We start from the raw sequence: 18,426 nt of genomic DNA on the forward strand, positions 1-18,426 counted from the left end.
TTCAGTGAGCGCAGCAGCGCTAGGAGGTCATCGGGGCAGCGTGACGACGGGCGCCAGCACGAGGAAGTAGACGGTCCAGAAGGCGACGGTCACGGCGACCTCGATCCACGCGATGCTCCTCGCCCATCCGGCGAGCGCTTCGCCTCCGAGATCGTCACGACGGATCCGGGAACGGGACCAGTACCCGAGCACGAGGGCGACGACCGGCAGCAGCAGGATCACGGCGATCAACGCGAGAACGGCGACCGGGTCGATCGGGCGCCGCGGTGCGGGAAGCGCCGCGGTCGCGTCCGGCTCGACGCCCGTCGCGTCCGCGGACGGGACCTGCCCGCCAAGACCGAAGGCGGCCGCGTCATCGACACGGCCGCCTCGGTTCAGGTCATCCACGCGGTCAGTAGCTGTTGTAGCTGCCCGCGGCACCTAGAGCGATGATGGCGATGATCGCGATGGCGATCACGATGATGTTGATGGCGATTCCGACGTAGCCGGTGATGAGGCCACCGAGGGCCATCCCCCTGCCGTTGGGCTCGCGCTTGCGGCCGAGGTGCCCGAGGACCACGCCGGCGATGGAGAACAGCAGACCCCATCCGAAGAATCCGACGATGATGCCGAGGATGCCGCCGACGAGGGACAGGATGCTGAGGATGGGCGACTTCGCGGGAGCGCTGCCCGCTCCGGCGGTGTACGGAGTCGCGCTGGGGGCCGCGTACGGGTCGCTCGCCGGGGGCGTCGGAGCCGCGTACGGGTCGTTGCCGGGAGTCTGGTCGGTCATTTCGTATGGCCCTTTCGAGGTCAGTAGCTGACGAAGTGGATATCGCCCGCCGGTCACTGGCCGGGTCGGCCGGTCGAGTGCCATGCTGACAGCGACGGTGGACAGTGTCAACGACCGCGGACGGCAGTGTCGCGCCCGGACTGGCGCGGGATCAGTGGGCGGCGACCTGCGCTTCGGTGACCGGGAGACTGGAGTCGGCGCCGAAGTCGAGCCGCGAGGGCGGCCGGCCGGCGGAGACGAGGCGGGCCCCGACGGCCGCGATCATGGCCCCGTTGTCGGTGCACAGGGACAACGGCGGGATGCGCAAGGCGATCCCCGCGTCGGCGCAGCGGTGGGCGGCGACCTCGCGGACTCTGGCGTTCGCGACGACTCCCCCGCCGAGGAGCAGACGGGGCACCCCGAGGTCGCGGCACGCGGCGACGGCCTTGCCGAGCAGCACGTCGACGACCGCTTCGCGGAAGCTCGCCGCCACGTCCGCGACGGGGACGGTCTCACCCGAGTCCGCACGCTGCTCCACCCACCGCGCGACCGCGGTCTTGACGCCGGAGAACGAGAAGTCGTAGCGGTGACGGGCGAGGTCGGAGGGTTTGGTGAGCCCCCGCGGGAACCGGATGGCGGTGGGGTCCCCCTCGCGGGCGACCCTGTCGATCTCGGGTCCGCCCGGGTAGGGCAGGCCGAGCAGCCGGGCGACCTTGTCGAAGGCCTCACCGGCGGCGTCGTCGATGGTCTCGCCGAGCAGCTCGACGTCGTCGATTAGGTCCCGGACGAGGAGAAGCGAGGTGTGCCCGCCCGAGACGAGCAGGGCGATCGTCGGGTACTCGACGTCGCGTCCTTCGACACCCTCGTCATGCAGGATGTCGGCGGCGACGTGGCCGACGAGGTGGTTGACGCCGTAGAGGGGAAGACCGGTCGCCGTCGCCAAACCCTTCGCAGCGCCGACACCGACCATGAGCGCACCCGAGAGCCCGGGCCCGGCGGTCACCGCGAGCGCATCGAGGTCGTCGAAGCCCACGCCCGCCCGCTCGAGCGCGGTCTGCAGGGTGGGGCCGAGCGCCTCGAGGTGCGCACGCGCCGCGACCTCGGGAACGACGCCGCCGAAGCGCGCGTGCTCGGCCATCGACGACGAGATCACGTTCGCGAGAACGGTCGTGCCGCGGACGATGCCGACACCCGTCTCGTCGCAGGAGGTCTCGATGCCGAGGACGAGGGGTTCGGTGGCGGCCTCAGTCATCGGCGGTCCCATCGGCGGGAGCGATCCGCGGCTCCGTCATCGTGTGCCGCATCACGACGGCGTCCACGTCGTCGGGCTGGTAGTAACGGGGACGCACCCCGATCGGCTCGAATCCCGCGGACCGGTAGAGGGCGGCTGCCACGTCGTTGTCGGCCCGCACCTCGAGGAAGACCTGAGCGGCATGCCGCCGCCGAGCCTCGGCCAGCAGCGCCAGGAGCAGCACCCGCCCGAGCCCCCGGCCGCGCGCATCGGCCGCGACCGCGATGGTCTGGACGTCGGCCTCGAGGCTCCCCGCGGGGGCGCGAAGGCCGGCGTACCCGTCGACCCGGTGAGCGGCGTCGAGCTGCTCGGCCACCACGTAGTAGCCGTGCGGCCCGGCCAGCTCGTCCCGCATCGTCGGTCGCGCCCAGGCGTCGGTCGGAAAGGTGGCCTCCTCGATCGCCATGATCGAATCGAGATCGTCGATCGACGCGCGCCGCAGCTGCCAGCTCATCGCGACACCCGTTTCGGACTCGACAGCGTCACGTCGGGTGAGCGCAGGTAGAGGGGCTCGGTCGGGGTGGCACGGCCGGTGCGGCGGAGACGCTCGGCGAGGAGGCCGAGGCTCGCGGCGGAGACGGCGGTCGCGTCGATCCGCCTGCTCGACGCCGGCACCTCGTCGGGTGCCGAGACGGACGGACCGGAGGTGCGCAGCGGCAGGCCGGCCTCGTCGAGTCCCGAGTAGCGGGACCAGTACAGCTCGCGGCGTCGCGCGTCGGTCGCGACGAGGAGCTCGCCCCATCCCCCGCTCGCATAGTGCTCGAGCGCGATGGCGTCGTGGCTGACGACTCCGAGGAGCGGTTTGCCCGCCGCGATCGCGAATGCCCGCCCGGCGGCCATTCCGACGCGCAGACCGGTGAACGGTCCGGGCCCGACGCCGATGGCCACCGCGGCCAGGGCCGACACGGAGGCACCCGACTCGGCGAGCACGTCGCGCAGGAGGTCGCCGATGACCTCCGCATGGCTCATGCCGTCGGTGACGGTGCGCTCGGCCAGGACTCCGTAGTCCGCATCGACGACGGCGACGCTGGTGCCCGCCGAACTGTCGATCGCGAGAAGCACCGGATCAGTGTAGTTCCGGGCCGGGATCGTCGGCCCCGAGGACGCTGAGATCGATGCCCTGCCAGCGCGGGCCGCGCGCCGAGACGGTGAGGATCCGCGGCTCGGTCGGCTCCTCGGATACGTCGTCGCCGAGACCGGCGCCATCGGACGAACCCGTCGGACGCTCGACCACGATCTCGAGGCGCGACTCGCTCACGCCGTCGAGGAGTCCCTCTCCCCATTCGACGACGACCACGGAGCCCGCGAAATCGATGTCGAGATCGTCGAGTTCGAGGGCGGAGCCCAACCGGTAGGCGTCGACGTGGACGAGCGGGGCTCCCCCGACGAGCGACGGATGGGTGCGTGCGAGGACGAAGGTGGGGCTCGTCACCGGGCCGCGGATGCCGAGGCCCTCGCCGATCCCCCGGGTGAGCGTCGTCTTCCCGGCGCCGAGGGGTCCCGTGAGCACGATGAGGTCGCCGGCGCGCAGCAGGGTGCCGAGACGTCGGCCCGCCTCGTGCATGCGATCGGGGTCGGCGATCTGCAGGACGGTCACGGCGTCCGAGTCACGCGCGGACCGATCCGGGTGACGATCTCGTAGTTGATGCTGTCGCTCCAGCGCCCCCAGTCGTCGGCGGACGGGTAGCCGTGGGCCGGATCGCCGAAGACGACGACGCGGTCACCGACCTCGACCGCGGACTCGCCGACGTCGACCACGATCTGGTCCATCGCGATGCGGCCGCGGACCGGGTGGCGGGCACCGCCGATCCACACATCCGCCTGACCGGACGCCGCCCGAGGCAGGCCGTCGGCGTAGCCGAGGGGGACGAGGGCGAGGGTCGTCGGCCGGTCCGCGCGCCAGACGTGGTCGTAGGACACCCCGGCGCCCGCGGCGACGCGTCGCACGGCCGCGACCCGACTGGTCAGCGTCATGGCGGGCCGCAGCCCGAGATCGATGCCGTCGTCGGCCGCGAACGGGGAGAGACCGTAGGCGCCGATGCCGAGCCGAACGAGATCGAATCGTGCTTCCGGACGCCGCACGGCGCCCGCGGTGCTCGCGAGATGCCGCAGCTCGGGCGCGAGTCCTGCGGCGCCCGCGAGTCCGACGGCGCGGGAGAACGACTCGACCGCAGCCGCATCCGCATCCGGCGACGTGTTGGAGAGGTGGGAGAAGACGCCCCGGACCCGGAGCGCTCCGCGTCGTTCGAGCTCGGCGGCTCGTGCGAAGACCCGCTCCCAGTCGTCCGGGGCGAGGCCGTTGCGGTTGAGACCCGTCTCCACCTTGAACTGGATGACCGGCACTGCGCCGACGCCGAGGGATGCGACCTGCTCGAGCTGGTCGGCGGTCGAGATGCCGATGTCGATGGACTCGGCGATGGCCGGGGCGAAGTCGGCGAAGGGGTCGTGCAACCAGGCGAGAACGGGTGCGGTGATCCCCGCCGCGCGGAGCGCGAGCGCCTCGTCGATGTCGGCGACGCCCAGCCAGTCCGCGCCGCCGTCGAGGGCTGCTCGGGCGGCGCGGACGGCGCCGTGACCGTAGCCGTCGGCCTTGACGACGACCATCGTGTGGTCGGTGCCGACCAGTTCGCGGAGGCGGGAGACGTTCGCGGTGATGGCGTCCGAGTCGATGACCGCCTCACGTGTCGCGCCGGTCATGCGCTGCCCTCCGCGATCACGAACGCGCAGGCGAGGCCCGCGTCGTGGGACAGGGACAGGTGCACCTCGGAGATGCCTCGCGACGCGAGGACCTCGGCGACCCCGCCGGAGACCTCGAACGACGGGTTGCCGTGCTCGTCGGATCGGACGACCATCTCGTGCCAGCGGAACCCCGCGGAGTCGCCGACGGCCTTGATGAGAGCCTCCTTCGCGGCGAACCGGGCAGCCAGGGAGGCGGTCGGGCGCCCGAGCTCGGTAGGGTCGAACAGGCGGTCGGCGAGGCGAGGCGTGCGCTCGAGCGACCGCCCGAACCGCGCGACGTCGACGATGTCGACGCCGATTCCCTTGATCACCGCCGGCCCGCTACTCGACCGTGACGGACTTCGCGAGGTTGCGCGGCTGGTCCACGTCGAGGCCCTTGGCCGCGGCGAGCTCCATGGCGAAGATCTGCAGCGGGGCGACGGCCAGCAGCGGCTCGAACATCGGGCCGGCGAGCGGAATCCGGAGCACGTCGTCGGCGTAGGGCAGCACGGCGACGTCGCCCTCCTCGGCGATCGCGATCACGAATGCGCCTCGCGCGCGGATCTCCTGGATGTTCGAGACGACCTTGCGGTGCAGCGAGTCGCTGTCGCGCGGGCTGGGCACGACCACGAAGACGCGCTGACCGGGTTCGATCAGCGCGATCGGACCGTGCTTGAGCTCGCCGGCGGCGAAGCCCTCCGCGTGGATGTAGGCGAGCTCCTTGAGCTTGAGGGCCCCCTCGAGCGCGATGGGGTAGCCGACGTTGCGGCCGAGGAACAGCACGGAGCGGGTGTCGGACATGCCGCGCGCCAGCTCGCGGATCTGCGAGCCCGTCTCGAGGACCTGGCTCAGCTTGCCGGGCAGCGCCAGCAGCTGCTCGAGATGACCGGCCACCACGCCGGGCTCGAGCGTTCCACGCGCGATGCCGAGCTTGAGCGCGACGAGGTAGAGCGCCGTGACCTGTGCCACGAACGCCTTCGTGCTGGCGACCGCGACCTCGGGGCCGGCGTGGGTGAACAGCGCCGCGTCGGACTCCCGCGCGATCGTCGCCCCCTGCGTGTTGCAGATGGAGAGCGTGTTCGCACCGCGCTCCCCTGCGTACTTGACGGCCATCAGCGTGTCCATCGTCTCGCCCGACTGGCTGATCGAGATCACCAGGGTGCGCGAGGTCAGCACCGGGTCGCGATAGCGGAACTCGTGCGACAGCTCCACCTCGGTCGGGACTCCCGCCCACTTCTCGAGCGCGTACTTGCCGAGGATCCCCGAGTAGGCGGCGGTGCCGCAGGCCACGATGATGATGCGGTCGACGTCGTCGAGCGCGGCCTGGATCGGGTCGAGCTCTGGCAGCACCACGTCGCCGTCGACGACCCGGCCGAGCAGGGTGTTCGCGATCGCGTCGGGCTCCTCGCTGATCTCCTTCGCCATGAAGCTCGACCAGCCGCCCTTCTCGGCGGCGGACGCATCCCACGCGACCTCGAACTCCCGCGACTCGGCCGGATTGCCGGCGAAGTCGGTGACCTCGACCGAGCCCGGGCGGATGGTCACGATCTGGTCCTGCCCGATCTCCATGGCGCGGCGGGTGAATTCCACGAACGCGGCCACATCCGAGCCGAGGAAGTTCTCGCCGTCACCCAGCCCGATGACGAGGGGCGAGTTGCGCCGCGCGCCCACGACGACGCCGGGCGAGTCCTGATGCACCGCGAGAAGGGTGAACGCGCCGTGCAGACGCGAGACCACCTGGCGGAAGGCCTCGGTGAGGTCGCCGGTCTCGCGGTAGCGCTGGCCGACCATGATGGCCGCGACCTCGGTGTCCGTCTCGCTCGTGAACGTCACGCCCTCGGCGAGGAGCTCGCCCTTGAGCTCGGCGAAGTTCTCGATGATCCCGTTGTGGATGAGGGCGAGCTTGCCGTCGTCGCCGAGGTGCGGGTGCGCGTTGGCATCCGTCGGGCCGCCGTGCGTCGCCCACCGGGTGTGCCCGATGCCGGTCGTGCCGTCGGCGAGCGGGTGCTCGGCGAGCTCGGCCGTCAGCTCGGCGAGCTTGCCCGCCTTCTTGGCGGTCCCGAGAACTCCATCCGGGCCGATCACGGCGACGCCCGCGGAGTCGTAACCCCGGTACTCGAGACGCCGCAGCCCACCCATCAGCACGGACAGGCTCTGCCGCGGTCCGACGTATCCGACGATTCCACACATGAACCCGATTCTAGGTTGGCGCGATCGGGGGCCCGCCCTCCCCCGCTACGCTGGGGGGCGATGAGCGATACGGGATCGGTGCCTGTCCAGCCCACGCCGTTCATCGAGATCGACCGCGCACGCTGGGCGGCGCTGGCCCCCACGGCGACGGGTGCGCTCAGCGAGAGCGATCTGATCCGGCTCCGCGGGTTGGGCGAGCCTCTCGACACGGCCGAGGTCCGCGACGTCTATCTGCCGCTCAGCCGATTGCTCAATCTCTACGCGACGGGTACTCGCGCCCTGCAGCGCTCGACGAGCGAGTTCCTCGGCGAGAGTGCCGCGAAGGTCCCGTTCGTGATCGGTATCGCGGGGTCCGTCGCCGTCGGCAAGTCGACGGTCGCACGGCTGCTGCGCGAACTGCTCTCACGCTGGGAGGGCACCCCGCGCGTCGAACTGGTCACGACCGACGGGTTCCTGTTCCCGAACGCCGAGCTCGAACGGCGCGGGATCATGGACCGCAAGGGCTTCCCCGAGTCCTATGACAGGCGCAAGCTGCTGCGCTTCGTGAGCCGTGTGAAGAGCGGGGTCAGCGAGGTGCGAGCGCCCTTCTACTCGCATCTCAACTACGACATCGTGCCGTCCGCCGAGATCGTCGTCCATCAGCCCGACGTGCTGATCGTCGAGGGCCTGACGGTGCTGCAGCCGCCCTCGCCGACCTCGAACCTGGCCCTCAGCGACCTGTTCGACTTCAGCATCTACGTCGATGCGCGCACGAGCGACATCGCCCGCTGGTACGAGGAGCGCTTCCTCCGCCTGCAGCGCGGAGCCTTCGCCGATCCCAAGTCGTACTTCCACCGCTATGCCTCGCTCACGGAGTCGGAGGCTCGCGCGCGGGCGCAGACCATCTGGACCGAGATCAACGAGCCGAACCTCACCCAGAACGTCCTGCCGACGCGGTCACGGGCCACGCTCGTACTCCGGAAATCCGGGGACCACGCGGTGCGCAGCGTGCTGCTCCGCAAGCTCTGAGCCCGCGCGACGCGACTCGGATCAGAGTGCGAGGCGCTCGCGGACGACGTCGCTGAGTTCGTGGGCGATGCGGTCGGCCGTGGGCTGATCCGCGGCCTCCACCATGACGCGCACCATGGGCTCGGTGCCCGACGGCCGCAGCAGGACCCGGCCGGTGTCGGCCAGCTCCGCCTCTGCGGCGGCCACCGCGGCGGCGATGACCTCGTCGTCGCCGAGCCGGTGGTGGTCGACATCGCGGACGTTGATCAGGATCTGCGGGTACACGGTCATCACCGAGGCGAGTTCGGCGAGCGTCTTGCCCGTGCGGGCGACCTCGGCGGCGATGTGGAGTCCGGTGAGGAGCCCGTCGCCCGTCGTCGCGAACGAGCTCATGATGACGTGGCCCGACTGCTCTCCGCCGAGGGAGAGGCCGCGATTGCCGAGTTCCTCGAGCACGTAGCGGTCGCCGACGCGGGTCTGCACGGTCTCGATGCCGTGGTCGCGCAGCGCGAGCTTGAGTCCGAGGTTGCTCATCACGGTGGTCACGAGCGTGCGATCGGTGAGCACGCCCCGGTCGGCCATGCCGATGGCGAGGATGGCCATGATCTGGTCTCCGTCGACCACGTTGCCGTCGGCGTCCACGGCGAGGCAGCGGTCGGCGTCGCCGTCGTGAGCGATTCCGAGATCGGCACCGTGCTCGACGACAGCGCGCTGGAGAGGGGCGAGGTAGGTCGAACCGACCCCGTCGTTGATGTTGAGCCCGTCGGGATCGTTCCCGATCACCGTGACCCGGGCACCCGCGTCGGAGAAGACCTCGGGTGAGACACCCGCTGCGGCACCGTTCGCGCAGTCGAGCACGATGTGCAGCCCGTCGAGGCGATGCGGGAGGGTGCTGAGCAGGTGGAGGACGTAGCGGTCCTCGGCGTCGGCGAAGCGCCGGACACGACCGACGTCGGCTCCCGTCGGAGCGAGCATCTCGCCGCTCATCGCGTGCTCGATGCGATCCTCGACCTCGTCGGGCAGCTTGACTCCGCCGCGCGCGAAGATCTTGATGCCGTTGTCGGCGGCGGGGTTGTGCGACGCCGACACCATGACGCCGAAGTCGGCGTCGATGTCGGCGATCAGGAACGCCGCAGCAGGGGTCGGGATGACCCCGGCGTCGAGCACGTCGACACCCGAACTCGCGAGACCGGCCGCAACAGCTGCGGACAGGAACTCTCCCGAGATCCGGGGGTCGCGCGCGACGACGGCGACGGGCCTCCGCCCGGAACGTCGACGCTCTTCAGCGCGACGACCGGAACGGAAGACCACCGCGGTGGCCTGCGCTACGGATAGCGCAAGGCCCACCGAGATGTCACGGTTCGCGAGTCCGCGGATACCGTCAGTGCCGAAAAGCCGTGGCACGGCAGCCAGGCCGTCGGATCAGCGCTTCGAGAACTGAGGAGCCTTGCGGGCCTTCTTCAGACCGGCCTTCTTACGCTCCTTGACCCGAGCGTCGCGGCTCAGGAAGCCGGCCTTCTTGAGGCTGGGGCGGTTGTTCTCCTCGTCGATGCCGTTGAGTGAACGCGCGATGCCGAGGCGGAGGGCGCCGGCCTGGCCGGAGGGGCCACCACCCGAGATGCGGGCGATCACGTCGTAGCTGCCGAGCAGGTCGAGGACCTTGAACGGGTCGTTGACGAGCTGCTGGTGCAGCTTATTGGGGAAGTAGTCGGCGAACTCGCGGCCGTTGACCGTGATCTTGCCGGAGCCGGGAACGATGCGCACGCGGGCGATGGCCTGCTTGCGGCGGCCCACGGCTGCGCCGGGGACGTTCAGCACCGCGCGAGGGGTGCTGGGAGCTGCTTCCGCCGGGGTCTCGGTGGTGAAGCTCTCGGGAGCGTTTTCGATGGAGTCTGCGATTCTCGCCATGAGATGAGTCCTATGGTCCGGTCGGCGCTTACTGCGCGACCTGGTTGAGGGTGTAGGTCTTGGGCTGCTGCGCAGCGTGAGGGTGCTCGGGGCCGGCGTAGACCTTGAGCTTCTTGATCTGGGCACGGCCCAGCGAGTTCTTCGGCAGCATGCCGCGGACGGCCTTCTCGACGGCACGCGTCGGGTGCTTCTCGAGCAGGTCGGTGTAGCTCGTGGCCGTGAGACCGCCCGGGTAACCCGAGTGGCGGTAGGCCTTCTTCTGAGCCAGCTTCGAACCGGTCAGGGCGACCTTCTCGGCGTTGATGATGATGACGAAGTCACCGCCGTCGACGTGCGGGGCGAAGGTGGGCTTGTGCTTGCCGCGCAGCAGGGCTGCGGTGTGGCTGGCGAGACGTCCGAGGACGATGTCTGCTGCATCGATGACCACCCAGTCGTGCTGGAGGTCACCTTCTTTGGGCGTGAATGTACGCGTCACAGAACTGATCTTTCTGTCGAGGTGTTCTTGGATCCCGCTCCGATGGGAGTTCTCACGATGTGCGGCCGGACGATGTCCGACGGTGTGGGAACGCCTCAGTGGAGGGCTCGGCGATGCGTCCGCTTACACGGACGCCAACGGGAGACTCTACCGGTTCGAGGCATCCTCGGCAAGCTCTGCGGCCTCGCGCCGCGCTCGGGTCTGATCGGCACGAGCCGCGACATCGGAGTCGGCGGGGTAGGCGACCTCGAGGAGCGTGAGACCGCGGGCGGGGAGCACGGCGACCTCGCCGCTGCGCCTGCGTTCGTGCAGCAGCGCCGCGAGGCGATCGCTGGTGAGCCGCCCCTCGCTCACCGCGACCGCGGCGCCCATCAGGGAGCGGACCATCGAGTGGCAGAACGCGTCGGCCTGCAGGGTCGCGATGACCACACCGTCCGCGTCCCGCCGCCAGGAGAACTCCTGCAGGGTGCGGATCGTCGTCGCGCCATCACGCGCCTTGCAGTAGGCGGCGAAGTCGCCGAGGCCGAGCATGCCCTGACAGGCCAGCGCCATCAGTTCCACATCGAGCTCCGGGCCGTACCAGACGGTGCGGTGCCGCTGGAGCGGGTCCTTGACGGCGAGCGCGTCGGCGATACGGAACTCGTACCGCCGCCAGCTCGCGCTGAACCGGGCGTCGAATCCCTCGGGAGCGTGATCGCACGAGGTGATGATGACGTCGGTGTAGGAGCCGAGGATGCCGTTGAGCCGGTCGCGGAGGAGTTCGTCGGCCTTGCGCCCGGTCGACTGCGCCAGACGCGTGCTCTCGAGCGCAGCGACATGAGCCCGCTCGAGGTCGACGTGCGCCACCTGACCGGTCGCGTGGACTCCCGAGTCGGTGCGCCCCGCGACGGAGAAGGACGGGTGGACGGGAGACTTGCGGAAGAGCGTCGCGACCGCCTCCTCCAGCACACCCTGGACGGTGCGCAGCCCCGGCTGCTTGGCCCAGCCGTTGAAGTGCGTGCCGTCATACGCGATCCCGAGTCGGAAGCGGACTGGCGAGGACACCCTTCGATTCTAGGGAAAGCGTCGACTCGCCCACTTCGGGCAGTCGTGCGCGCGCGACACTGCCGGAACTGGGCAACTCGCAGGGGTGGTGGCCAGGATGTCTCCATGGATATTCCCGAGCCGATGCTCGCCAAGGCCGTCGCGAGCGTTCCCGAGACCGCGCCCGGCGGCGGCGCACTTCTGTACGAGCCCAAGTGGGACGGTTTCCGTGCGATCGTCAGCGTCGACGGCGACGACATCGAGATCGGGAGCCGCGGCGCCAAGCCCCTCACCCGGTACTTCCCGGAGTTGGTCGAGGCCTTCCGGTCTCAACTGCCGGATGGCTGCGTGCTCGACGGCGAGGTCGTGCTGAGGCGAGGGGCGAGCGGGGACGAGCGGCTCGACTGGGAGACGCTGTCGCAGCGCATCCATCCCGCCGCCAGCCGCATCGCGAGGCTGTCGGCGGAGACCCCCGCCTCCTTCGTCGCCTTCGATCTGCTCGAGGAGGGCGGCGAGTCGCTCCTCGATCTGCCGTTCGGCGAGCGCCGTGCACGACTCGAGAAGCTGGGCGCACGACTCTCCGCGCCACTGCACCTGACCCGCGTGACGGACGATGTGGAGCTCGCGCGCACCTGGCTCGTCGAGTTCGAGGGGGCGGGCCTCGACGGGGTCGTCGCGAAGCCCGCCGACGCCGTCTACCAGCCCGGCAAGCGCGCGATGCTGAAGATCAAGCACGCTCGCACCGCGGATTGCATCGTCACCGGGTACCGCACCCACAAGAGCGGCTCGGGCGTCGGGTCGCTGCTCCTCAGCCTGTACGACTCGGAGGGCGAGCTGCGCGGCGTCGGCGGGATCTCGGCCTTCACCGACAAGAAGCGGCAGGAGCTCGTCGACGAGCTCGAGCCGTACCTCGCTCGTGGCGAGGATGGGGAGCCGATCCGCGGGGAGGGCGAGCGCAACCGCTTCTCCTCGTCGAAGGACACCTCGTTCGCGGTCCTCCGCCCCGAGCTCGTCGTCGAGGTGAAGTACGACCAGATGGAGGGCGACCGGTTCCGGCACACCGTCCAGTTCGCGCGCTGGCGTCCCGACCGCGACGCCCGGTCCTGCACGTTCGACCAGCTCGAGGTGCCGAACGCCTACGACCTGGCCCAGGTGCTCGACAGCTGAGCCGGGCGAGCGGCCCGCTCGTAGGCTGGAGGGATGTCCTCCTCCGATTGGCAGACCCGCGTCGACGACCTGTGGCTCACCCTCGACGAACAGGAGCCCGAACGTTTCGTCGCGGCGATGCAGGAGCTCGCCGACGAGCACCCCGGTGATCCCGTCGCGCTCTTCGAGCTGGCAGGAGCGAACGACTCGACGGGTGCGACCGACCTCGCGGTCCCGCTCTACCGGCAGGCACTCGCGGGAGGGCTCGACTCGTCACGTCACCGGCAGGCATCGATTCAGCTCGCCAGCTCGTTGCGCGTGCTGGGCCGGTTCGACGAGTCCGTCGCGATCCTGACGGACGAGTCGGCGCGGGTGTCGGACGATCTGGACGACGCCGTCCACGCCTTCCTCGCGCTCGCCCTGGTGGACGCCGACCGGTCGCGCGAGGCGGTCGCCCTTCTGCTCACCGGGCTCGCCCCGCGGCTCCCCCGCTACCGGCGCTCGGTCACGGCCTACGCGGCGGCCCTGCGCTGACCCGATCCGACCGCGGTCAGTCGGCGACGGGCTTGCGAGCCTTCGACGGCTGCACGCGCGGCGGCTCACCGGGCATCTTCGGGTAATCCGGTGGGTAGGGCATCTCGCCCTGGCCGTTCGCCAGGTCGCGCTCCCACCACTCGAGGAGGGTGTCGAGCACGCCGGGCTCCGGCGCGTCCTCCCAGGCATCCCCGCGCTCGGCGAGGATCGCAGGCGTCGACAGCACCGTGAAGTCGCCCGGAGCGATATCGGCCAGGTCGTCCCAGCGGACGGGCATCGAGACCGTCGCACCCGCCGTCGCTCGCGGACTGTAGGCGCCCGCGATCGTCCGGTCGCGCGCCGCCTGATTGAAGTCGACGAAAACGCGTTCCCCGCGCTCCTCCTTCCACCACGCGGTCGTCACGTCGTCGGGCATCCGCCGCTCGAGTGCGCGCGCCGCGGCGATGACCGCGTGCCGCACCTCGATGAAGTCCCAACGCGGCTCGATCCGGGTGAAGACGTGGACGCCCCGGTTGCCCGACGTTTTGATCATGGGGCTGAGGCCCGCCTCGTCTAGGACCTCGCGCAGCACGAACGCGGCCTCGACCGCGTCGGGGAAGCCCTTGCCCTGCTGCGGGTCGAGATCGATGCGCAGCTGATCGGGGTGGTCGATGTCGCCCGCCCGTGACGGCCACGGGTGGAAGACGACCGTGTTCATCTGCGCCATCCAGACGAGCGAGGCCGCCTCGTCGGCTACGAGCTGAGGGTGCGACCGCGCGCTCGGGTAGGTCACCATGACTTCGCGGAGGAATGCCGGCTTGCCCTTCGGCGGGTTCTTCGAGAAGAACATCTCCCCATCGACCCCTGCGGGATAGCGCTCGAGCGCGAGCGGACGGTCACCGTTGGCGCGCAGGAACGCCGGCGCGACGGCGACGAGGTACTCGACGAGCTGCAGCTTCGTGACCCCGGCCTCGGGCCAGATCACGCGTGACGGGCTGGACACCCGCATGTCCCGAGGACCGTCGGGACCCTCGACCGGGATGGTCACGGCTTCACTGGCCATCGGGCGCCTCCTGCGGGTCGTGAGGCCCGGCGCGGCGCCGGGCGTGTGCCCAAGCTACCCCGCGCTCTCGACACGCGCCCGAGTGCGCGGCTCGCGGCGACTGGTCGCGTCAGACTGTTAGCCGCTCTCAACCCGACCCGCATGGAACCGTCATGACCGCAGCCGCGCAACGACCGCGCGAGACCCGCCTCGGCGGACTCGACGGGCTCCGCGCCATCGCGGTCGTCTTCGTTGTCGTCTTCCACCTGGTGCCCGCCGCCGCACCCGGCGGCTACCTCGGCGTCGACGTCTTCTTCGTCGTGAGCGGATTCCTCATCACCACCCTGTTGATGCGGGACCGGGCTGCACGCGGCGTGCGACTCGGACCGTTCTGGATCCGCCGCGTCCGACGACTGGTTCCCGCCCTCGTCGTCATGATCCTCGTCTGCTGCTCGCTGGCCGCGCTGATCGGCGGAGACGTCCTCGTCGGCATCGGCCGCCAGCTGCTCGGAGCTGCGACGTTCTCGAGCAACTGGATCGCGATCGGCATCGACGACGACTACTTCACGGCGACGTCGCCCCAGCTCTTCCGCAACCTCTGGTCGCTCGGCGTCGAGGAGCAGTACTACCTGCTGTGGCCGATCCTTCTCGCGGTGGTCTGCCTCACCCCGTACCCCGCCCGCCGTGCGGGCATCGTGCTGGCCGGTGCCGTCGCGTCGGCCGCGACGATGGCGGCCCTCGCCCTCTGGGTCGACACCTCTCGCGCCTACTACGGCACCGACTCGCACGCGTTCGGACTGCTCATCGGTTCGGCCCTCGCGCTGGCCCTGGCAGCCCCGCTCTCCGCGTACCGACGGACGGGCCTCGAACGGTTCCGGCGGGGTCCTGCGCAGGCGATCGGGGTCGTGGCGCTTCTGGGGGTCCTCGTCGCCGGGTTCGCGCTGTCCGAGCGCGACCAGGCCCCGTTCCTCGGCGGCATCGCCCTCGTCACCGTCCTCGTCGCCATCGTCGTCTGGGTGTGCACCGCGCCGGGCGCCTGGTTGGGACGTGTCCTCGACGTCCGCCCGCTCCGCTATCTCGGAGAGAGGTCCTATGCGATCTACCTCTGGCACTGGCCGCTGCTCGTCCTCGTCACGGCTGTGGTCCCGGGGTGGCGCGGGCGGCTGTTCGAGAGCATCGCGGTGCCCATCGCCGTCGCCGCGCTGACCCTGCTCGCCGCCACCATCTCGTACCGACTCGTCGAGATGCCGATCCGGCGCGAGGGGTTCACCGGCGTGCTCAAACGCATCCCGGTGCGTCCGTTCGTCGCGACCCTCGGATGCGCGCTCCTCCTCGTCGGGGTCGGCGGGACCGGGGCGGCTGTCGCGAATGCACCGCAGCAGACCGAGGCGGCGGCGCTCATCGCCGCCGGAGCGCAGGCCCTCGACGAGGCCGGGCCCGCGGGACCTGCCCCGACGACCTCGCTGCCCCCGACACCGGAGCCCACCTCACCGGTCGAGGCGGCCTCCGACGCCACTCCCCCGCCGTCGTCTGCACCGGCACCTCCGCCGACCGAGCCGATGGCCGGCGACGACATCACCGCCATCGGCGACTCGGTGATGCTGGCCGCCACACCCGCACTGCAGAGCCGGTTCCCGGGGATCTCGATCGACGCTCAGGTGTCCCGGCAGTTCGATACGGCTCCGGACATCATCCAGGCGGACCTCGACTCCGGTGCGCTGCGGGGGACACTGGTCGTCGCGCTCGGGACCAACGGCGCCGCCGGCTGGAGACAGCTCGAGCGGATCCGGGACGAGGCCGACGGTCGGAGGATCGTCTTCGTGAACGTCTACGGCCCCATGGAGTGGACGGGTGCGGTCAACCAGACCCTCGTCGACTTCGTCGCCCAGACACCGAACGCGACCATCGCCGACTGGAACAGTGTCGCCGCCGCGAACACGGGCCTCCTCGCCTCCGACCAGATCCACCCGACCGGTGGCGCGGGCGACCTCTACGCCGACTGCCTCGCCGCAGCGCTCGATCGCTGACCCGACCGCCCGTCGACCGGCCCGCCGACTGACCAGACCGTCGGATCGATCGGGCGCCGGACCCAGTCGGGTGCGTCAACGACGAACCGCCCGGCCCCTCCACCGCCGAAGCGGGGAAGGACCGGGCGGTCCGTCGAGCAGCTGGTGCTACTTCGTGTCTTCTGCGGCGTCGGCGGCGTCAGCCTCGACCTCGGCGGCCGCCTCGGACGGGGCCTCCTCGGTGACAGGCGTCGACTCCTCGACGGTCTCGGTCTCCTCGACGGGGACCTCGGACTCGGCGGGCGTGTCGCTCACGGTCTCCTCCTCGGCAACGGGTGCGGCAGCAGGCGCAGCAGCGGCGGTCCGACGCGAGGTCGTGGCCGAACGCTTCGGCGTGACGGGCTCGAGAACGAGCTCGATCACGGCGAGCGGCGCGTTGTCGCCCTTGCGGAAGCCGATCTTCGTGATGCGGGTGTAGCCGCCCTGACGGTCGGCGACCTGGGGTGCGATCTCCGCGAAGAGCTCGTGCACGGCGCTCTTGTCGCGGATGATCTGCTGAACCCGACGGCGGGCGTGCAGGTCGCCGCGCTTGCCGAAGCTGACGAGACGCTCGGCGAGAGGCTGAAGACGCTTGGCCTTCGTCTCCGTCGTCGTGATCGACTTGTGCGTGAAGAGCGCGGTCGCGAGGTTGGCGAGGAGCAGACGCTCGTGCGCCGGCCCTCCACCGAGGCGGGGGCCCTTTGCAGGTCTAGGCATTATTTGTTTCCTCGTTGATCAGAAATCGGAAAAAGAATCAGGACTCTTCGTCGTCGTAGCTGTAGTAGTGCGCGCCGTCGAATCCGGGCACGGCATCCTTCAGCGACAGGCCGAGCTCGACGAGCTTGTCCTTGACCTCGTCAACCGACTTCTGACCGAAGTTGCGGATGTTCATGAGCTGCGTCTCGGACAGCGAGACGAGCTCGCTGACCGTGTTGATGCCCTCACGCTTGAGGCAGTTGTACGAGCGGACCGACAGATCGAGGTCCTCGATCGGCATGGACAGCTCGCTGGAGAGGACGGCGTCGACCGGCGCGGGGCCGATCTCGATGCCCTCGGCCTGGTTGTTCAGCTCGCGGGCCAGACCGAACAGCTCGGTCAGGGTGCGGCCGGCCGATGCGATGGCGTCGCGCGGCGTGATGGCCGGCTTCGTCTCGACGTCGACGACCAGACGGTCGAAGTCGGTTCGCTCACCGGCACGAGTCGCCTCGACACGGTAGGTGACCTTGAGGACGGGCGAGTAGATCGAGTCGATCGGGATCTGACCCGATTCGCTGAACTCGCTGCGGTTCTGCGATGCCGTCACGTAGCCGCGGCCACGCTCGATGGTCAGTTCGAGATCGAACTTGGCCTTCTCGTTCAGCGTCGCGATGACGAGGTCGGGGTTGTGGATCTCGACACCCGCCGGGGCGGAGATGTCGGCAGCCGTGACGGGGCCCGCGCTCTGCTTGCGCAGGTAGGCGGTGATGGGCTCGTCGTGCTCGCTCGAGACGACGAGGCCCTTGATGTTCAGGATGACCTCGGTGACGTCTTCCTTCACGCCGGGGACCGTCGTGAACTCGTGCTGGACGCCCTCGAGACGGATGCTGGTGACAGCCGCTCCCGGGATCGACGAGAGGAGGGTGCGGCGAAGCGAGTTGCCGAGCGTGTAGCCGAAGCCGGGTTCGAGCGGCTCGATGACGAACCGCGAGCGGAACTCCGAGATGTTTTCTTCAGCGAGCGTCGGGCGCTGTGCGATGAGCACTTATTGATTTCCTTTCGAAAGAGTGTCCGCTATATGACACGTCTTTGGTGGCTATTCAGTTGTGAGAGCTTGCGCTTCTCGTACGCCGCACTGGGTCACAGAACGGCTGAGCGGGAGGGCGCATCACCGGCGACTCGGAACGCCGCAGCACGCGGGCTGCGATGGACCGACCGGCTAGCGCCCTCGACGCTAGACGCGGCGGCGCTTGGGGGGACGAACTCCGTTGTGAGCCTGGGGCGTCACATCGTTGATCGAACCGACCTCGAGGCCGGCGGCCTGAAGTGAACGGATCGCCGTCTCGCGACCCGAGCCGGGTCCCTTGACGAAGACGTCGACCTTCTTCATGCCGTGCTCCTGCGCCTGACGCGCAGCGGACTCGGCGGCGAGCTGTGCGGCGAAGGGAGTCGACTTGCGGCTGCCCTTGAAGCCGACGCCACCTGACGAGGCCCAGCTGATCACCGCACCAGTGGTGTCGGTGATCGAAACGATCGTGTTGTTGAACGTCGACTTGATGTGGGCCTGGCCCACTGCGATGTTCTTCTTTTCCTTGCGGCGAGGCTTGCGGGCCGCTGCCTTCGGTGCTGCCATCGTGGCTG

At 70.0% G+C, this 18,426-nt stretch carries 21 protein-coding genes; 4 read left to right on the forward strand and 17 right to left on the reverse strand.

Translation table 11 applies throughout. The features are described 5' to 3' along the window. Window positions 1-27: 27 nt before the first annotated feature. From DDQ50_RS00530 to glmS, 9 genes are all read right to left on the reverse strand, one after another. Entirely contained in the window at window positions 28-387 is a 360-nt protein-coding gene (locus tag DDQ50_RS00530; protein ID WP_116754792.1) for a hypothetical protein, read from the reverse strand. Window positions 388-391: 4 nt separating this feature from the next. Then, entirely contained in the window at window positions 392-772 is a 381-nt protein-coding gene (locus DDQ50_RS00535) for a DUF4190 domain-containing protein (protein WP_240614187.1), read from the reverse strand. Between the two features lie 151 nt (window positions 773-923). After that, entirely contained in the window at window positions 924-2,003 is a 1,080-nt protein-coding gene (gene tsaD, locus DDQ50_RS00540; protein WP_205663540.1) for a tRNA (adenosine(37)-N6)-threonylcarbamoyltransferase complex transferase subunit TsaD, read from the reverse strand. Beyond that, window positions 1,996-2,496 (reverse strand): ribosomal protein S18-alanine N-acetyltransferase, encoded by a 501-nt coding sequence (gene rimI / locus DDQ50_RS00545; protein WP_116754795.1) that lies wholly within the window; start codon window positions 2,494-2,496, stop codon window positions 1,996-1,998. The genes tsaD and rimI overlap by 8 nt, the downstream gene beginning before the upstream one ends. Beyond that, window positions 2,493-3,104, reverse strand: a complete 612-nt coding sequence (gene tsaB / locus DDQ50_RS00550; RefSeq protein ID WP_116754796.1) for a tRNA (adenosine(37)-N6)-threonylcarbamoyltransferase complex dimerization subunit type 1 TsaB — start codon at window positions 3,102-3,104, stop codon at window positions 2,493-2,495. Before tsaB ends, rimI begins: the two co-directional genes overlap by 4 nt. 4 nt (window positions 3,105-3,108) lie before the next feature. Beyond that, window positions 3,109-3,606, reverse strand: a complete 498-nt coding sequence (gene tsaE / locus DDQ50_RS00555; RefSeq protein WP_116756012.1) for a tRNA (adenosine(37)-N6)-threonylcarbamoyltransferase complex ATPase subunit type 1 TsaE — start codon at window positions 3,604-3,606, stop codon at window positions 3,109-3,111. A gap of 29 nt (window positions 3,607-3,635) precedes the next feature. Then, window positions 3,636-4,739, reverse strand: coding sequence for an alanine racemase (alr, locus tag DDQ50_RS00560; RefSeq protein WP_116754797.1), 1,104 nt, complete (start codon window positions 4,737-4,739; stop codon window positions 3,636-3,638). Then, on the reverse strand, window positions 4,736-5,092 hold the full coding sequence (locus tag DDQ50_RS00565) for a holo-ACP synthase (protein ID WP_116754798.1): 357 nt from the start codon (window positions 5,090-5,092) through the stop codon (window positions 4,736-4,738). The genes alr and DDQ50_RS00565 overlap by 4 nt, the downstream gene beginning before the upstream one ends. 10 nt (window positions 5,093-5,102) lie before the next feature. After that, a complete protein-coding gene (gene glmS, locus DDQ50_RS00570) occupies window positions 5,103-6,950 on the reverse strand; it encodes a glutamine--fructose-6-phosphate transaminase (isomerizing) (RefSeq protein WP_116754799.1) in 1,848 nt (615 codons plus the stop codon). A gap of 60 nt (window positions 6,951-7,010) precedes the next feature. Here glmS and coaA point away from each other — a divergent pair, with 60 nt between their 5' ends. Further along, window positions 7,011-7,958, forward strand: a complete 948-nt coding sequence (gene coaA, locus DDQ50_RS00575; RefSeq protein ID WP_116754800.1) for a type I pantothenate kinase — start codon at window positions 7,011-7,013, stop codon at window positions 7,956-7,958. A 21-nt stretch (window positions 7,959-7,979) separates the two neighbouring features. Here coaA and glmM read toward each other — a convergent pair whose 3' ends face one another. The 4 genes from glmM to DDQ50_RS00595 all read right to left on the reverse strand — a co-directional run bounded on the left by glmM (window position 7,980) and on the right by DDQ50_RS00595 (window position 11,364). Continuing rightward, the gene (gene glmM / locus DDQ50_RS00580) at window positions 7,980-9,341 is read right to left on the reverse strand and encodes a phosphoglucosamine mutase (protein ID WP_116754801.1); all 1,362 of its coding nucleotides are present in this window, start codon (window positions 9,339-9,341) and stop codon (window positions 7,980-7,982) included. A gap of 18 nt (window positions 9,342-9,359) precedes the next feature. Then, the gene (gene rpsI / locus DDQ50_RS00585) at window positions 9,360-9,845 is read right to left on the reverse strand and encodes a 30S ribosomal protein S9 (protein WP_116754802.1); all 486 of its coding nucleotides are present in this window, start codon (window positions 9,843-9,845) and stop codon (window positions 9,360-9,362) included. Window positions 9,846-9,873: 28 nt separating this feature from the next. Beyond that, a complete protein-coding gene (gene rplM / locus DDQ50_RS00590) occupies window positions 9,874-10,320 on the reverse strand; it encodes a 50S ribosomal protein L13 (protein ID WP_116754803.1) in 447 nt (148 codons plus the stop codon). Between the two features lie 147 nt (window positions 10,321-10,467). Continuing rightward, window positions 10,468-11,364 carry a tRNA pseudouridine synthase A gene (locus DDQ50_RS00595; protein WP_116754804.1) on the reverse strand — a complete coding sequence of 299 codons (897 nt, stop codon included), beginning with the start codon at window positions 11,362-11,364 and terminating at the stop codon, window positions 10,468-10,470. 105 nt (window positions 11,365-11,469) lie between these two features. Here DDQ50_RS00595 and DDQ50_RS00600 point away from each other — a divergent pair, with 105 nt between their 5' ends. Continuing rightward, window positions 11,470-12,510: an ATP-dependent DNA ligase gene (locus DDQ50_RS00600; protein WP_116754805.1), complete on the forward strand. Its 1,041-nt coding sequence runs from the start codon at window positions 11,470-11,472 to the stop codon at window positions 12,508-12,510. A 33-nt stretch (window positions 12,511-12,543) separates the two neighbouring features. Then, complete coding sequence (locus tag DDQ50_RS00605; RefSeq protein WP_116754806.1) at window positions 12,544-13,023, forward strand: tetratricopeptide repeat protein; 480 nt, start codon at window positions 12,544-12,546, stop codon at window positions 13,021-13,023. Window positions 13,024-13,039: 16 nt separating this feature from the next. Here the strand turns inward: DDQ50_RS00605 and ligD are convergent, their stop codons facing one another. Continuing rightward, complete coding sequence (ligD, locus tag DDQ50_RS00610; RefSeq protein WP_205663541.1) at window positions 13,040-14,065, reverse strand: non-homologous end-joining DNA ligase; 1,026 nt, start codon at window positions 14,063-14,065, stop codon at window positions 13,040-13,042. A 152-nt stretch (window positions 14,066-14,217) separates the two neighbouring features. Between ligD and DDQ50_RS00615 the strand changes: the two genes are divergently transcribed. Then, window positions 14,218-16,071, forward strand: coding sequence for an acyltransferase family protein (locus DDQ50_RS00615; RefSeq protein ID WP_116754807.1), 1,854 nt, complete (start codon window positions 14,218-14,220; stop codon window positions 16,069-16,071). Between the two features lie 147 nt (window positions 16,072-16,218). On the opposite strand, the gene rplQ is transcribed toward DDQ50_RS00615, so the two are convergent. The 3 genes from rplQ to rpsK all read right to left on the reverse strand — a co-directional run bounded on the left by rplQ (window position 16,219) and on the right by rpsK (window position 18,418). Further along, a complete protein-coding gene (gene rplQ / locus DDQ50_RS00620) occupies window positions 16,219-16,806 on the reverse strand; it encodes a 50S ribosomal protein L17 (protein ID WP_116754808.1) in 588 nt (195 codons plus the stop codon). 37 nt (window positions 16,807-16,843) lie between these two features. Beyond that, window positions 16,844-17,830, reverse strand: a complete 987-nt coding sequence (locus tag DDQ50_RS00625) for a DNA-directed RNA polymerase subunit alpha (protein WP_116754809.1) — start codon at window positions 17,828-17,830, stop codon at window positions 16,844-16,846. 189 nt (window positions 17,831-18,019) lie between these two features. After that, entirely contained in the window at window positions 18,020-18,418 is a 399-nt protein-coding gene (gene rpsK / locus DDQ50_RS00630) for a 30S ribosomal protein S11 (RefSeq protein WP_116754810.1), read from the reverse strand. Window positions 18,419-18,426 lie beyond the last annotated feature (8 nt).

It is taken from the genome of Amnibacterium flavum (assembly GCF_003097495.1).
GTDB lineage: Bacteria > Actinomycetota > Actinomycetes > Actinomycetales > Microbacteriaceae > Naasia > Naasia flava.

Bases quoted from the DNA above. Each gene is read 5' to 3' on its own strand.
- coaA (WP_116754800.1), top strand. From the start codon at position 7,011: ATGAGCGATACGGGATCGGTGCCTGTCCAGCCCACGCCGTTCATCGAG.
- DDQ50_RS00615 (WP_116754807.1), top strand. From the start codon at position 14,218: ATGACCGCAGCCGCGCAACGACCGCGCGAGACCCGCCTCGGCGGACTC.
- rpsI (WP_116754802.1), bottom strand. From the start codon at position 9,845: ATGGCGAGAATCGCAGACTCCATCGAAAACGCTCCCGAGAGCTTCACC.
- tsaD (WP_205663540.1), bottom strand. From the start codon at position 2,003: ATGACTGAGGCCGCCACCGAACCCCTCGTCCTCGGCATCGAGACCTCC.
- tsaE (WP_116756012.1), bottom strand. From the start codon at position 3,606: ATGCACGAGGCGGGCCGACGTCTCGGCACCCTGCTGCGCGCCGGCGAC.
- DDQ50_RS00605 (WP_116754806.1), top strand. From the start codon at position 12,544: ATGTCCTCCTCCGATTGGCAGACCCGCGTCGACGACCTGTGGCTCACC.
- ligD (WP_205663541.1), bottom strand. From the start codon at position 14,065: ATGGCCAGTGAAGCCGTGACCATCCCGGTCGAGGGTCCCGACGGTCCT.
- DDQ50_RS00535 (WP_240614187.1), bottom strand. From the start codon at position 772: ATGACCGACCAGACTCCCGGCAACGACCCGTACGCGGCTCCGACGCCC.
- rplQ (WP_116754808.1), bottom strand. From the start codon at position 16,806: ATGCCTAGACCTGCAAAGGGCCCCCGCCTCGGTGGAGGGCCGGCGCAC.
- rpsK (WP_116754810.1), bottom strand. From the start codon at position 18,418: ATGGCAGCACCGAAGGCAGCGGCCCGCAAGCCTCGCCGCAAGGAAAAG.
- DDQ50_RS00600 (WP_116754805.1), top strand. From the start codon at position 11,470: ATGGATATTCCCGAGCCGATGCTCGCCAAGGCCGTCGCGAGCGTTCCC.
- rimI (WP_116754795.1), bottom strand. From the start codon at position 2,496: ATGAGCTGGCAGCTGCGGCGCGCGTCGATCGACGATCTCGATTCGATC.
- glmS (WP_116754799.1), bottom strand. From the start codon at position 6,950: ATGTGTGGAATCGTCGGATACGTCGGACCGCGGCAGAGCCTGTCCGTG.
- alr (WP_116754797.1), bottom strand. From the start codon at position 4,739: ATGACCGGCGCGACACGTGAGGCGGTCATCGACTCGGACGCCATCACC.